The sequence below is a fragment of the Plantibacter sp. CFBP 13570 genome, from assembly GCF_014841395.1.
GTDB lineage: Bacteria > Actinomycetota > Actinomycetes > Actinomycetales > Microbacteriaceae > Plantibacter > Plantibacter auratus.
Genome location: NZ_JACYTW010000035.1, coordinates 26,011 through 40,972, shown reverse-complemented (window position 1 = coordinate 40,972; position 14,962 = coordinate 26,011). Strand labels below are relative to the sequence as shown.

The 14,962-nt window shown below is 69.3% G+C and carries 10 protein-coding genes and 1 other RNA gene; 5 read left to right on the top strand and 6 right to left on the bottom strand.

Annotated features, from left to right (window positions below; genetic code table 11):
• The 4 genes from IFT89_RS12695 to IFT89_RS12680 form a co-directional block, all read right to left on the bottom strand.
• A partial coding sequence (locus IFT89_RS12695; protein ID WP_202939130.1) for a DUF58 domain-containing protein occupies window positions 1-1,391 on the bottom strand: 1,391 nt, incomplete at its 3' end.
• A gap of 62 nt (window positions 1,392-1,453) precedes the next feature.
• A complete protein-coding gene (locus IFT89_RS12690; RefSeq protein WP_086475010.1) occupies window positions 1,454-2,497 on the bottom strand; it encodes an AAA family ATPase in 1,044 nt (347 codons plus the stop codon).
• Window positions 2,494-3,120: a hypothetical protein gene (locus IFT89_RS12685; protein ID WP_137243760.1), complete on the bottom strand. Its 627-nt coding sequence runs from the start codon at window positions 3,118-3,120 to the stop codon at window positions 2,494-2,496. The genes IFT89_RS12690 and IFT89_RS12685 overlap by 4 nt, the downstream gene beginning before the upstream one ends.
• Before the next feature lie 733 nt (window positions 3,121-3,853).
• On the bottom strand, window positions 3,854-4,504 hold the full coding sequence (locus IFT89_RS12680) for an SDR family oxidoreductase (protein WP_202939129.1): 651 nt from the start codon (window positions 4,502-4,504) through the stop codon (window positions 3,854-3,856).
• A 154-nt stretch (window positions 4,505-4,658) separates the two neighbouring features.
• Here IFT89_RS12680 and ffs point away from each other — a divergent pair.
• The 4 genes from ffs (at window position 4,659) to IFT89_RS12660 (ending at window position 9,963) form a co-directional block, all read left to right on the top strand.
• Window positions 4,659-4,755, top strand: an RNA gene (gene ffs, locus IFT89_RS12675) — signal recognition particle sRNA small type.
• 208 nt (window positions 4,756-4,963) lie between these two features.
• Entirely contained in the window at window positions 4,964-7,132 is a 2,169-nt protein-coding gene (pta, locus tag IFT89_RS12670) for a phosphate acetyltransferase (protein ID WP_064296374.1), read from the top strand.
• A gap of 12 nt (window positions 7,133-7,144) precedes the next feature.
• Window positions 7,145-8,368, top strand: coding sequence for an acetate/propionate family kinase (locus IFT89_RS12665; protein ID WP_202939128.1), 1,224 nt, complete (start codon window positions 7,145-7,147; stop codon window positions 8,366-8,368).
• 491 nt (window positions 8,369-8,859) lie between these two features.
• Window positions 8,860-9,963, top strand: coding sequence for a hypothetical protein (locus tag IFT89_RS12660; RefSeq protein ID WP_213014265.1), 1,104 nt, complete (start codon window positions 8,860-8,862; stop codon window positions 9,961-9,963).
• Window positions 9,964-10,487: 524 nt separating this feature from the next.
• Here the strand turns inward: IFT89_RS12660 and IFT89_RS12655 are convergent.
• Window positions 10,488-12,086: an HNH endonuclease signature motif containing protein gene (locus IFT89_RS12655; RefSeq protein WP_202939126.1), complete on the bottom strand. Its 1,599-nt coding sequence runs from the start codon at window positions 12,084-12,086 to the stop codon at window positions 10,488-10,490.
• Between the two features lie 152 nt (window positions 12,087-12,238).
• On the opposite strand from IFT89_RS12655, the gene IFT89_RS12650 reads away from it, so the two are divergent.
• A complete protein-coding gene (locus tag IFT89_RS12650) occupies window positions 12,239-12,592 on the top strand; it encodes a hypothetical protein (protein ID WP_192019518.1) in 354 nt (117 codons plus the stop codon).
• Between the two features lie 209 nt (window positions 12,593-12,801).
• Here IFT89_RS12650 and IFT89_RS12645 read toward each other — a convergent pair whose 3' ends face one another.
• Window positions 12,802-14,568, bottom strand: a complete 1,767-nt coding sequence (locus IFT89_RS12645; protein ID WP_202939125.1) for an alkaline phosphatase family protein — start codon at window positions 14,566-14,568, stop codon at window positions 12,802-12,804.
• Window positions 14,569-14,962 lie beyond the last annotated feature (394 nt).

The following is a 14,962-nucleotide window of genomic DNA, read 5'->3' as shown; positions in this document are numbered from 1 at the left end:
CGACGGACATACGCACCTCCGGCACCCCGGCGGCCGCCCTGGCCGCCCCGACCACCACGGCCGGCCGACTGCGGAGCCAGCGTGGTGGTCGCCGGACCGCTCGTGCCGGACCACAGCGCCTGGAACGATGCGCCGCGCTCGCCGACGTGGCAGCGCCAGCCCGCGGACTTCAGGAGCTCGATGGACCGACGCCGCGCGCCGGCCGGGAGGAGTGCGACGGGGAGTGGTGACAGGTGCGCGACCGCGGTCAGCTCGCCGAGGTCGCCCTCCTCGACGTCGCCGAGGATCGCGATGACCGGTTGCGACCGGCGCGCGGCGATGACGGGTGAGAGGTCGAGGAACCGATCGGGCCGGACCGACGGACGCAGGAGGGCCAGGTCGAGCAGGGCGGCGTCGAGGTCGTCCTCCTCGAGGTGCTGTCCGCCGCGGGCGAGTGCGTCGCCCATGTCGCCCACCGGAGTGGACCGCAGTCCACCAGCCGTGGATCTCGCACTGATCTCGCGTGAGAGCTCCTCGGTGCCGGCACCGACCAGATTGACGCGGTAGTCGGCGTCGACGAGGTGGGCGGTGATCGAGGCCGCCAGCGACACGGCCTGCTCGAACGCCGGCAGGTACGACGGATCGTCGTCGGGCCAGGCCCAGTGGGCTGCGGCGGTGTCGAGGAGGACGGTCGCCTCGGGGTCGTTGCGCTGCTCCTCCTGCCGCACCATCAGCTCACCGTGGTGCGCGCTCGCCCGCCAGTGCAGTCGGCGGATCGCGTCCCCCGGCAGGTAGGGACGGGCGATGATGTCGTCCTCGCCGGCGCCGACGTGCAGCGACGACGGGCGCGTGGAACCGTCGCGGCTGGCCGTGAGTGCGGGGATCTCCGGCAGGACCACGACCTCCGGCAGGACGACGACCGCATGCGTCCCGCCCACGTCGCGACGACGGACGACGAGTCCGAACGGGTCGCTCACGGTCAGCCCGAGCGGGCCGAGGTCGTGTTCTCCTCGACGCAGCGCCGTCACGGTGTACTCGGCCGTCCGACGGCGCGATCCGATGCCCGCGACGCCGGTACTCGGCAGGGTCCCCTCGGGGCTGCCGGCGAGCCCGGCCGGCACGCGGTCCTTCCACTCCGTGTGGACGTGGGGGAGCGCGCTCGTCTCGGCGATCGTGACCTCGACGGAGATCCGGCCGCCGACCGCGACGAGGTCGGGCCGGGTGGTGCGATCGACCCGGAGCGACGGTCGCTCGAGGTAGACCGCGCCGAAGCTGGCGGCGACGAGCGCGACGAGCAGGCCGGCCGCTGCGAGCAACTCCGGCGAGCCGATCCCGCGCGCGAAGATCAGGCACATGCCGGCCGCGATGAGCACGCCGACCGCGCGTCTCGTCAACGGCACGCGACGCTTCATGGGCTCAGGACCTCCGGTGCCGGATCACGGCGATCCGGCGGTCGCGGTGCGGGGCCATCGGATCAGGACCTCAGCTCGGTGCGTCCGGAGTGCGGCACGGGCGTCCGCTCCAGCAGCTCGACGAGCACCTCGGAGACCGCCTGGACGCCTGAGCGGTCGTGGGCGCTCACCGCGCGGCGGGTGGGGATGAGCCGGTGGGCGAGGACCGGTGCGAGCAGCTGGTCGATGTCGTCGGGCAGGACGAACTCGCGGCCGTCGAGCGCGGCGAGCACCTTGGCCGCGCGGACGAGCTGCAGGGTGGCGCGCGGGCTCGCGCCGAGCCGGAGTTCGGGGTGCACGCGGGTCGCCTGCACGAGCGAGACGCAGTACTGCTCGACGATCGGCGACACGAAGACACCGCGGGCCCAGGCGATGAGGCGCTCGACGTCGCCGCGTGAGGCGACCGGTCCGATGGTGTCGAGCGGGTTGACCGTGTCACGCTGGCGGAGCATCGCGAGTTCCGCTGACGCGTCGGGGTATCCCATCGAGATGCGCGCCATGAAGCGGTCGCGTTGGGCCTCCGGCAGGGCGTAGGTGCCCTCCATCTCGAGCGGGTTCTGCGTGGCGACGACCGTGAACGGCGACGGCAGGGCGTGCGTCTCGCCGTCGACCGTGACCTGACGCTCCTCCATCGACTCGAGCAACGCCGACTGGGTCTTCGGCGAGGAGCGGTTGATCTCGTCGGCGATGACGATGTTGGCGAACACCGCGCCGGGCTTGAACTCGAACTCGCGGTCGACCTGGTTGAAGATCGAGACGCCCGTGACGTCGGACGGGAGCAGGTCGGGCGTGAACTGGATGCGGCGGACGGTGCTGCCGACGGACGCGGCGAGGGCCTTCGCGAGGACGGTCTTGCCGACGCCGGGCACGTCCTCGATGAGCAGGTGACCCTCGGCGAGCATGACGATGAGGGCCATCCTCGCGGCGAACGGCTTGCCGTCGAGTACGCGCTCGACGTTGTCGAGGATGCGCTCGGCCAGCACCTGGAACTCCTCGGCGTTCAGTGCCGGCTTCAGTTCGGCGACGGTGTCCCGTGGGGCGCGGCTCGTGTTGCTCTGCTCGGTCATGGTCGGCTCCTGCGGTCGTGGTCGAGCATGCGCTTGAACAGCAGCGCGACGATGGTGGCGAGGCCGATCGTGATGAGGGTCGGGGCGAGTGCTCCGAGGAACTGCATCCAGAGGTAGTTGTCGGTCGGGCCGCTGTCGCCGACGAACCCGCGGTAGAGCAGGGTGAACGACTGCCACAGCCCCACGCCGCCGCCGAGCGTGAAGACGACACCGACGATCCAGAGGACCCGTTCCCAGACGACGGCGCGGACGCGATGGGCGTCGACGGCGTCGAGGTACTCCTCGTACCGCTGCTGGTCGAGCTGGGTCTGCTGCGCGTCGGGACCTGCCACCCCAGGCTGATCGGCGACCGCGGCGGCGTCGCCGGTCCGGGCTTCGAACGGGTGGACGCGACGGTCGGTCTGCGAGGGCATGCCGCGGGACGGCTGGGCGCGCGGGCCGTCGTCGAACCGGTCGTCGGTCGGCGGGCGGACGGGGCGACCGTCGGTGGGCGGCTGGATGAGCTGCGGGGCGATCTCCTCGAGCGAGGCGAGGTGGCTGCGGCGGCCGCTGTCACCGACGTTCGGGCGCGTGCGCTCGTCGGTGTGTCCGCGTTGGAACGCGGGGTCGTAGCGTTGGTCCATCGTCGGCCTCCGTCGCGCTGCGTACATCGTCCGGGCCGGAACCCGTTGCCCGATCCTAGGACTGATAACGAACAGGTAACACCCCTGGACGTGTCGCCCACAGGAACTCCATATGTGCGCCAGGTCGCGCGCACACGGTGCCGGTGCGGGTCAGGGAACTCTTCGGAGCCCGCACCCGCATCGGTTGTGTGGGCCCGAGCACTGAGCACGTACCCGGTCGGTGAGACGTCTTCCGGTCCCTGAAACCCTCTCCGGTCCCTGAAACCCTCTCAGGTCCCTGAAACCCTCTCCGGTCCCTGAGCTTGTCGAAGGGCAGGGCGTCCCGTGTGCACTTCGACAGGCTCAGTGACCGGTGTTCGTTGCCCGGCTCCGTTCCGGTCCCTGAAACCCTCTCCGGTCCCTGAGCTTGTCGAAGGGCAGGGCGTCCCGTGTGCACTTCGACAGGCTCAGTGACCGGTGTTCGTTGCCCGGCTCCGTTCCGGTCCCTGAAACCCTGTCCGGTCCCTGAGCTTGTCGAAGGGTGGGGTGTCCCGTGTGCACTTCGACAGGCTCAGTGACCGGTGTTCGTTGCCCGTCCCCGTTCCGGTCCCTGAAGCCCTCCACGGTCCCTGAGCTTGTCGAAGGGTGGGGTGTCCCGTGTGCACTTCGACAGGCTCAGGGACCGGGTCTGACGGAGACGACGACAGGCCCGGGAACGGGGATCCGTTCACCGAGCCTGTCGAGGTACAGGGACCTACAGCGACGCGAGCGCCTCGCGGATCGGGGTCTCGCCACCGATGACCTCGAACTGCGTGCGGGACGCAGCGCCCGACTCGATCAACGCGAACAGCACGGCGGCGACGTCGGCGCGCGGGATCGAGCCGCGGTCGGTGGTCGTCGCGGCGGTGATCGTGCCGGTCGGGGCGTCGTCGGTCAGGCCGCCCGGACGGACGATCGTCCAGTCGAGGTCGCGCCCGCGGAGGTCGGCGTCGGCCTCGGACTTCGCCCGCAGGTAGACCTGGAACACGTCGTCCGACTCCGGGTCGAAGTCGTCGGTGCTCATCGCGGACACCATGATGTAGCGCGGGACCTTGGCGAGCTCGGCGGCCTCGGCGAGGAGGATGGCGCCGTCGCGGTCGAGGGTGAGCTTGCGGTCGGCGCCGCTGTTCGGGCCGGCTCCCGCCGCGAACACGACGACGTCGGCTCCGGCGAGTTCGTCGGCGAGTTCGGCTGCCGAGGAGTGCTCGAGGTCGAGGACGATGGCGCGGGAGCCGATGCCCTGGAGCTCGCCCACCTGCTCGGGGTTGCGGATGATGCCGGCGGGGGAGTGTCCTGCTTCGGCGAGCAGTCGCTGCAGGTGCAGGGCGATCTGTCCGTGTCCTCCGGCGATGACGACGTCGGTCATGTGAGTCCTCTCGTTCGATGCGGTCCTGGTCGAAGCGCCGCCCGTTCGTGGGGACGGCGGTCGATCGGTGGTCTGGGGCCAGTGGTCCCAGATCCGCCAGTCAACGCCTCAACCGGGGCGTACGCAACCCGGTCGCGGCTCGGGTACACTAGGTGACGGCTCCCCGCGTGGCGCCATCCAGGCCAACTCCCCCAGGGCGGAAACGCAGCAAGGGTAACCGGGCTCTGGCGGGTGCGCGGGGAGTCTTTTCGTGCCCGCGGTGCCTGCGGTGTCTGTCTCCGGCCCTGCACGATCGGCCCCGCGCCGCCGCAGCAGGACATCCGCCCGGCAGCAGGACGTCCGGCGCCGGATCCTCCTGCGCTCGCGCCGATCTCCTGCTCTCGCGCCCGTCCGCCAGAGCACCACGACATTGTGCGCTTACCCAGCCCCCGCAGAGCCCGCCCCCGTAGGCTGGAAACCGTGGCGCGAAGCATTTACATCATCTCTGCCGAAGGACACTCCGGGAAGTCGACGGTGGCCCTCGGGGTCCTCGACACCCTGAGCCATCAGATCGAGCGGATCGGGGTGTTCCGCCCCATCGCACGGTCCACCACGAAACCCGACTACGTGCTCCAGCTGCTGCTCGAGCACGACGGCGTCGACCTCGCCTACGAAGACTGCATCGGCGTCAGCTACGACGACGTGCACACCGATCCCGAGGCGGCGCTCTCGCGCATCGTCCAGCGGTACAAGCACATCGAGGCGCAGTGCGACGCGGTCGTGATCCTCGGGTCCGACTACACCGACGTCGGCAGCCCGACGGAACTCGGCTACAACGCGCGGATCGCCACCAACCTCGGCGCACCCGTCCTGCTCGTGCTCGGTGGTCGGGCCGGTCAGGGTGCGGGGGAGCAGCTCGGCCAGTCCGTCGCGCGCACCCCCGACGACATGCGCAACATCGCCGAACTCGCCCTGGGGGAGCTCGCCGACGCGCACGCCCAGTTGCTCGCCGTGGTCGCGAACCGCGCCGATCCCGACAAGCTCCTCGAGATCACCGCCGCGATCAGCGACGCGATCCACCCGAACGGCTCCGCGAACGGGTCCGTTGTCGCCCCGGCCGGCCACGCCGCCGGTGCCGCGATGGTCCCCGTCTGGGCGATCCCCGAAGACACCTTCCTCATCGCCCCGACGATGGACAGCATCCTCGAGGCCGTCGACGGCACCCTCGTGAAGGGCAGCGAGGAGCTGCTCACACGCGAGGCGCTCGGCGTCGTCGTGGCGGGCATGTCCATGGTGAACGTGCTCCCGCGCATCACCGAGGGATCCGTCATCGTGATCCCGGCAGACCGCACGGAGGTGCTGCTCGCCGCGCTCATGGCCAACGCCTCCGGCACGTTCCCGTCCATCGCGGGCATCGTGCTCAACGGCGGGTTCCCGCTCCCCGAGGTCGTGGAGGAACTCATCTCCGGTCTCGGTGAGATCCCGCCGATCGTCAGCACCGACCTCGGCACCTACGACACCGCGGTCCGGGTCATGAACACCCGTGGCCGTCTCGCCGCCGACTCGCAGCGGAAGTACGACACCGCGCTCGCGCTGTTCGAGCAGAACGTCGACGCACCGCTCCTGCTCGAGCTGCTCAACGTGGCGCGTGCCGACGTCGTGACGCCCCTCATGTTCGAGTACGGGCTGCTGGAGCGTGCGCGGTCGAACCGCAAGCACATCGTGCTGCCCGAGGGCGACGATGACCGCATCCTCCGCGCGGCCGGCACCCTCCTCGCCCGCGAGGTCGCCGACCTCACCATCCTCGGTGAGGAGATCGAGGTGCGGTCACGCGCCATCGAGCTCGGCATCGACCTCAGCAAGGCGACCATCGTCAGCCCCTTCGACGCGGTCCTGCGCCTCAAGTTCGCCGAGGAGTACGCCCGGTTGCGGGCCCACAAGGGCGTCACGATCGACATGGCGAGCGACGCCGTCACCGACGTCTCCTACTTCGGCACGATGATGGTGCACCTCGGGCTCGCCGACGGCATGGTCTCGGGCGCCGCCCACACGACGGCGCACACCATCCGGCCGTCGTTCGAGATCATCAAGACGAAGCCCGGCGTCTCCGTGGTGTCGAGCGTGTTCCTCATGGCGCTCGCCGACCGCGTGCTCGTCTACGGCGACTGCGCGGTCAACCCCGACCCGACCGACGCCCAGCTCGCCGACATCGCGATCTCCTCGGCCGAGACGGCGGAGCAGTTCGGGATCGAGCAGCGCATCGCGATGCTGTCGTACTCCACCGGTGACTCCGGTGCGGGCGCCGACGTCGAGAAGGTCCGCTCAGCGACCCGGCAGGTGCGCGAGCGTCGGCCTGACCTCCTCGTCGAGGGGCCGATCCAGTACGACGCCGCCGCCGATGCCGCGGTCGCCGCGACGAAGATGCCCGACTCGCAGGTCGCCGGCCGCGCGACGGTGTTCATCTTCCCCGACCTCAACACCGGCAACAACACGTACAAGGCGGTGCAGCGTTCCGCGGGTGCCGTCGCGATCGGTCCGGTGCTGCAGGGGCTCAACAAGCCGATCAACGACCTGTCGCGCGGTGCGCTCGTGCAGGACATCGTCAACACCGTCGCGATCACCGCCATCCAGGCGCAGGAACAGGAATAGGTTCAGACACACATGCCCACCGTCCTCGTGGTGAACTCCGGTTCCTCGTCGTTCAAGTACCAGCTCATCGATGTCGAGACGGAGCGGACGCTCGCCAGCGGACTCGTCGAACGCATCGGCGACGCGACGGGTGCCGCCGAGCACCGGTCCTACCTCCCGGACGCGGCCGGCGCGACGGCGCCGCCCATCGAGGAACGCTGGGTCATCGAGCGTGAGATCCCCGACCACACGGCCGGGTTCCGGGTCATGCTCGACGCGTTCGCCGAGCACGGGCCGTCGCTCGACGAGCATGCGCCGATCGCGGTCGGCCACCGGGTGGTGCACGGTGGGAAGCGCTTCTTCGAGCCGACCGTCGTGACGGACCTCGTGAAGATCAACATCGAGGACATCTCCGAGCTCGCTCCGCTGCACAACCCGGCGAACCTGCAGGGCATCAACGCGGCACAGGTCGCGTTCCCCGACGTCCCGCACGTGGCGGTGTTCGACACGGCGTTCCACCAGACCATCCCGGCAGCGGCGTACACGTACGCCATCGATGCGGAGCTCGCCGCGAAGCACCGCGTGCGTCGGTACGGCTTCCATGGCACGTCGCACAAGTTCGTGTCGGAGGCGGCTGCGGCGTTCCTCGACCGTCCGCTCGGTGAGCTGAAGCAGATCGTCTTCCACCTCGGCAACGGTGCGTCGGCGTGCGCGATCGACGGCGGCCGCTCGGTCGACACGTCGATGGGCATGACGCCGCTCGAAGGACTCGTCATGGGGACGCGCTCCGGCGACCTCGACCCCGCGGTGCTGTTCCACCTGCATCGCAAGGCTGGGCTCGGGTTCGACGAGCTCGACACGCTGCTCAACCGCCGCAGTGGTCTGCTGGGGCTGTCGGGGACCGGAGACATGCGCGACGTCACCGAGTCGGCGTCGAAGGGTGATGAAGCGGCGCAGCTCGCGCTCGACGTGACCGTCCACCGCTTGCGGCACTACCTCGGCGCATACCTCGCGGTCCTCGGTGGTCTCGACGTCGTCGTGTTCACCGCCGGTGTCGGTGAGAACGCGCCGTTGATCCGTGCGGGTGCGGTGCAGGGGCTCGAGGGGCTCGGCATCATCCTTGACGAGGACCGCAACGCTGAGCGTGCGCGTGGCATCCGGGTGATCTCGACGGACGACTCCCCGGTGACCGTCCTCGTCGTCCCCACGAACGAGGAACTCGAGATCGCCCGCCAGACGGTCGCCGCCCTGGCGTAGTCCCGGCGCTCCGACTCGTCTCGTCGCTGAGTCCCGCCTCCGGTCCCTGAGCGACCTCGCTGGTCCCTGAGCGACCCCGCTGGTCCCTGAGCTTGTCGAAGGGCCCACGGGCGACCTGTTCGATCGGCGGACTTCCGCGCGCGCACTTCGACAGGCTCAGTGACCGAAGCTGTTCCCTGGGTCCTTCCGCCGGTCCCTGAGCCACCCTCGCCGGTCCCTGAGCTTGTCGAAGGGAGGGGCTCTCGTGTGCACTTCGACAGGCTCAGTGACCGGTGTTCGTCGCCCGCTCCTGTTCCGCGAGTCCCTCTCCCGGTCCCTGAGCTTGTCGAAGGGCGGTCGAGGAACTCTCGTTCTCATGTCCCCCCTCCTGAGGACAAAAGAATGAGTGGTTCCCCCTATTAACTTTCCCTGAGAATCCACTTAGTCTCAGAAAACCAACAGGTACGTCGCGCCTGTCGGACCCCTAGACGAAAGTACTCACCTCAGTGAATTTGAAGACGTCACGCCGCGCTGCGGCTCTCGCCACCGGCCTCGCAGTTGTCGCCGGATCCACCCTCCTCCTCGCCGGACCCGCGTCCGCAGCTGAGATCCAGGTCACCGATGACCAGGTCGCTGCCAACGAGACGGTGTACACCGGCTGGCACGAAGGCTACGGCCTTCCCGGCTCGACCACCCCGCCCGGCGCTGACGCAGTCGTCACCGAGGCCGGGCTCGACATGACCGGTCCGTCACAGATCATCAACGGCCTCGCAGCTCCGCTGGCCGTCAACGGGACGACCGCCACCTTCGCGACGATCGCGGCGACGGCTGGAGTCGTGTCGACGAACAACCTGGCCTACTTCCAGATCCCGGTCTACGCCGAGACCGGTGTGACCACGAGCTTCACCACGCTTCGTCCCGAGAACCCGGGCGCAGCGGGCCTCACCGGCAACTGGGTCGCGAGCAGCGATGACATCGCGGGCATCGCCGCGAACACGCCGACGTCCATCGCTGACCTGAGCACCGCGCTCGGAAGCTTCGACCTGCTCGCCTTCGGTGTGCTCGTCATCGCAGGTGGCGACGACGTCGTCCAGACGATCTCCTTCAACGGCGACAACTACAACTTCGCCGCTCCGGTCGTCGCTCCGGTCTTCGACCCCCTGGTGGTCGTCGACCCCGACACGATCTACTTCTCCGACGTCCGTCCCGGTGGTGCAGGCTTCAAGGTGACCGTCACGGGCTTCACCCCGGGTGACACCCTGACGATCGCCGTCATCGACCCCAACGGCGAGGTCTTCGGCTCCGCTGACGGTGGCGACACGGTCATCGCCGGCGCAGACGGTGGCTTTGCCGCTGAGAACCTCACCTTCGTGGGCGAGGGCATCCAGGTCGGTACGTACACCTTCCGCGTAACTGACAGCGCGGGTGTCTTCGCCGAGGACGCGATCGCCGTCATCGCTGACCCGGTCGCCGCTGGCGCTCCGGTCCCGACGCTGGCTGACACCGGCTCGGACTCGGGTGTCCTCGTCGGTGGCGCCGCCGCACTGCTGCTCCTCGGTGCTGCGGGCATGCTGTTCGCAGCTGCTCGCCGCAAGGGCGCGCAGGTCACGGCCTAGTCTCACCCTGCGAAGCCCCGTCCTCGACTCCGGTCGAGGGCGGGGCTTCGTGCTGCCGCCGGGTGCCCTGACGCGCCTGAGCTTGTCGAAGAGTCTTCCGGGTGACTGGTCCGATCGGGAAGGTCGTCCGTGGTGCATTTCGACAAGCTCAATGACCGGTCTCCGTTCCGGAACGCTTCCCCCGGTCCCTGAGCGCTTCCCCGGTCCCTGAGCTTGTCGAAGGGCAAGGTTTCTCGTGTGCACTTCGACAGGCTCAGTGACCGATACCGCCCCGCCGGTCCCTGAGCTCGTCGAAGGGCTTACGGGAGAGTTCTTCGTTCGAGCCCAGCGGGAGAGGAAGGCGGAGCGGCAGCTCCATTGCTGCACTCCGCCCGGTCGCACGTGCCGGGACCGCTTGGCCCAGGCCATGCGCGCCGGCCATTTGCGCGTTCGGGTAACGAAAATGACCGGAAACAGTGCTTCGGAGCGTCCGGCCGCGTGGATTGGGTTGACGTCAAGATAATCGTCCGGTCGTGCTGAGCACGTCACGCAGCGCGCAGCCTCGGCTTGCCGCCGCGTCGTGGAATGCGATGCGGATCGATGTGCGCGGGCGGGATGAACCAGGGCACGTGGTCGCGCACGATGACCTCCCATCCGTCGTTGTGGATGCGATGGTGATGGAAGCTGCACAGCAGGATGCCGTTGGACAGGTCGGTCGGTCCGCCTCGTGACCACCAGACGAGGTGATGGGCCTCGGTATACGACGGTGGATGGGTACAGCCGGTCCAGGCACACCCGCCATCGCGCTCGGCGAGGGCCATCTTCTGCCCCTTGGTGAACAACCGTGTGCCAACTCCGAGGTCGAGTACCTGCGAAGGCCCGCCGAGCACCATCGGGATGACCCGGCCATCGGCCGCCATGCACCGTGCGGTGCCGGCGGAGATCGGTTCAGAGACGCCGTCGATGTAGGCCTTGCCGTCGGACCATTGGCCGTCGTCGGCCAGATCGGGTTCGTCCATGCGGATGATGAGGGAGACGGGCGCCAGTTCCATGACGGCCGACTCGCAACCCGCGGCGTGACGGAAGACCCCGACGAGGGCCTCGACCCGGCGTTCGTCCATCGTGCGGGTGTCTGGCATCTCTGCGGCCGGAACGTAGGCGTCGTCGAGGGGATCGGCTGAGGGCAGCTCACTGTTGGTTGCTGCCGCCGCGGCCGTTTCATCGGAGGGATCGACGAACCGGACCTGCCGCAGCTGTTTGCCGACGACGGCGTCCATCGTCGCGCGGACCCATCCCGCCGCCTCGGGCGCGAGGAAGGCGCGGAGCTCGGTCATACCGTCGGGGAGTTCGCGGAGGGTGCAGCGCTGCTGCTTCCGGAGCGCGATCTCGCGCGGCACGGGGCCGTCTTGGTCGAGGCTGGTGCGGACGAGCTTGGCGAGGCTGCTGACCTCGGCGAGCGGTGCACCGTCGCAGTGCTCGATGCCGGCGCTGACGGCGCGGTGGACGCGTTCGTCGTCGACACCGGAGCCCACCAGTCGCAGCTCGCGCAGCAGGATGCCCGCGCCCTCGACGCTGAGTGCGGATCGGACGAAGCCGGATGGGGCGGCCGCCTCGTCGTGGTCGACGGTGCAGGTCGAGTTGTCGCCTTCGGACAGCGGCAGGCAGGGGGCGTCGGCGGCGGGCCGGGGTTCGATGGCCGCGGCGATCTCGGGGCGGTCGCATTCGATGACGTCGCCGGTGAGGGCGCGCTTGGGGGTGATCGCCTGGGCGACCGAGGTGATGGTGGCGGCGCGTCCGCGAGGGATGCGCCACCGCTCCGAGAGCATGACGGCCGGCGTCGCATACCCGTGGCTGCGGGCCAACGGGTCGTGGCCGACGATGCCGCCGCGGGAGCGCTCGGACACCGAGCCCATGACACGTGCTGCCAGGACCTCGACCACGTGCTGCACCGCACCCAGCTGGTCGAGGACGCGGACCACGCCCGCGTCGTTCATGCCGGCGAGCTGCTCGATGGCGTCGTCGCCCGGCCGGATCGGGTCGAGCGCACCCGACCAGGTGCGCAGGAGCTCGGACACCGTCTCGCCGAGCGTGCCCAAGGGGTCGGCGGAGACCGGACCGAGGGGAACGCGTGGGCTGCTGGACATGGGACCATCCAAACATGAGCCTCTGACATTCGAACGCCGACCGATTTTTCCGCTGACCTGGGATATTTAGCCAACATCTGTTGCGCGCAAATGCCTCGCCGGGCTCTGCGAGCAGCGAGGGAGTTCTCGCGTCGCCCGCGTACACTCGCCATATGCGCCCCCTGTCCGACCGCGAGCGCGACCTCATCGTCGCCCTGATCGCCCGCGGTACGGAGCCGGGTGCCGACCGGGCCATCGCCGCCTCCGATCGAGAACGGTGGGCGGGACAACTCCCGGGCGTCATGGTGCACGGGACGTGCGGGTGCGGTACCTGTCCGTCGATCGACCTGATTGGCGACAGCGGCGGCCGGCCGGCCCCGACGCGTCAGACGGTCCTCGAGGCGAGTACCGCGAACGCGTTCCTGCTCCTCTTCATCGAGGACGACCGGCCGACGTACCTGGAACTCGCCCCGTTCGGCGATGAGCCGATCACCGAGTTCCCGCTGGTGGCGGACGTCGAGTTCTGAGGTCGCACCTCGACGGAGGTGGCAGCCCTTCGACAGGCTCAGGGACCGGTGGGGGTGCTCAGGGACCGGGGGCGGCGCTCAGGGACCGGCGGGGTACTCAGCGGCCGTCGGGGTGCTCAGGGGGCGGGAGCGGTGCGAAGAACCGAAGCGTTCGCATCCGTCGCGGTCCGGTTCGGTCCCTGAGCTTGTCGAAGGGCAGCCCCGCCCCCTCAGTCCCGCGTGCCGAACAGCCCTTCACCGTGCCTCGTCAGCACCTCGTAGGCGTCGGCGTAGTTGTCCGGCAGCGGCGCTCCTGGCTCGTACTTCGCGAGGAGGATCCCGATGAGTCCGAGCGCCGGCGGCGTGAGTGGTCGCTTGCGGTCCTTGTCCTTGTCGGCCCGCGCGTTCGCCTCGGGGTTCGGCGGCACGTAGGCGGGCGTCACCGTCGGCCACAGCACCGGTTGCCGTGGGGACGTGAGGTTCACGGCGTTGAAGATGCTCGTGGCGGTGCGGTCTCGTTCGGTCAGCGGGTCGAGTCCGTGCAGTTCGGCGAGGGTCTTCATGAGTGAGCCGTGGTGCATCTCCTCGTTGATGACGCTGCCGGCCTTCGTGTAAGCGGAGATGACGATGGTCGGCACCCGCAGGCCGAGGCGGTCGAAGGTGAAGCCCATCTCGCCGGCCTCCGGCTTGCCTGACGGCGGGGTCGCCTTTGGTGGTGCGACGTGGTCGTAGATGCCGCCGTGCTCGTCGAAGGTGACGAGCATGACCGTGTTCATCGCGTTGGAGCCGGTGGTCGACGCCCCGTGCTTGATCGCCGTGTAGACCTCGCCGAGGAGTTGCTCGCCGGCGCGCATGTCGGAGTAGGCCGAGTCGAGCTCCGGGTCGACGTCATCGCGGCCCGGGTTGTCGGGACGGACGACCGGCGGGTGCATGTCGTTGTGGTCGAACACCATGCGTGGTTCGACGAAGGCGTAGTCGGGCAGATCACCGTTCGCCGCGTCCTCGTGGAACTGCTCCATGCTGCGGAAGTTGCTCTTCCAGTACTGCTCGATCGACGGCGCGCTCAGGAGACCGGTGAGGGAGACGACCTGTTGGGCGTCGTAGTACACACGCCAGGTCTTGCCGGTTTCCTCGAGGCGGTTGAACACAGTGGGGACGGCCGGTGCGCTCAGCCACTTGCCGATGCCGTCGCCCTCGATGTTGGTGACGTACCCGTGGGAGGTGCTCGCGTGGAAGAAGGAGCGGTTGCAGAAGGTCTGGGAGGGGACCGCCGCGTACCAGTGGTCGTAGACGCCGAAGTTCTTGGCGAGCGTGGACAGCACCGGCAGCATCTCGGGGGAGAAGCCGCCCATGACGGTGGAGTACTCCTCGGGCGTCGGCTTGCGGCCGCGGGCGAGCGTCGAGTTGACGATGTAGTCCTTGACGAAGCCGTCGTTCTTGGGGGAGGAGGTGTCAGCCGGAAGGTTCCACGGCGGCTGCAGCGGGTTGCGGAGGTCGCCGTTGCTCTCGGGGTCGATGGTGCCGAAGAGCTGCGTGTTGACGTGTGGGTAGAACTCGCCGGGGTCCGGATCGGGTTGGGCCATGATCTGGTCGGTGGGACCCGTGTAGACGTGGGCGGGGACGGCCTCGCCGGACTCGCCGGGGTTGCTGTAGTCGCCCTGGGCGAGGCCGTCGAAGGTCTGGCCGGCGGGCTCTCCACCCGCGGGGTACAGCCAGCCGAGCATGTGGTCGAAGGAGCGGTTCTCGAACATCACGACCACGACGTGGTCGAACCCCGGTTCGCTGCGCTTGGGGAGCGGCGTGAAGCCGTAGTCCTCCTGCGGGTTGGACGCGGTGGCGGCTGCGATCCCGCCGGCGACCGCACCGCCGGCAGCGAGACCCGCGACGCCGAAGCCCGCGGCGCGGAAGAAGTCGCGGCGGGAGGTGGGGCGTTTGGGTCCGGGAATGGGTTCAGCCTCATGACCGGAATCCGGACGTGATTCCTCGTTGCGTGCCACTCGAGTCTCCCCCTGATCGGCGGCGACACCTGGTCGAGGGTCGCCGCTGTGCTGCCTAGCGTAGACGCGCGACGGATGTCGTGCTGTGGGTGAGTGGGGGATTGCTCCCGCCTCGCCGTGCTGCTCTGGGCGAGCTGCACCGGTGTGCGGGACCACCCCCGCAAACGACGAAGCCGGCGGGCTGCTCCGAGTGACGCGAGCCTGCCGGCAGCTGCCGTGACGGTGACCAGGCGCGCGGTGCGGCGGTGTTCGCTGCGGCGCGAGCCGCGCGGACCGAGCGCGTGCGGACGAGCATCAGCAGTATCTGCCCGAGCGGCGATCCGACGATCCACTCAGGGCTAACGATTATTGCAGGTCAGGAACACTCAGACCAGGCTATTCGACGCGGTTCCGG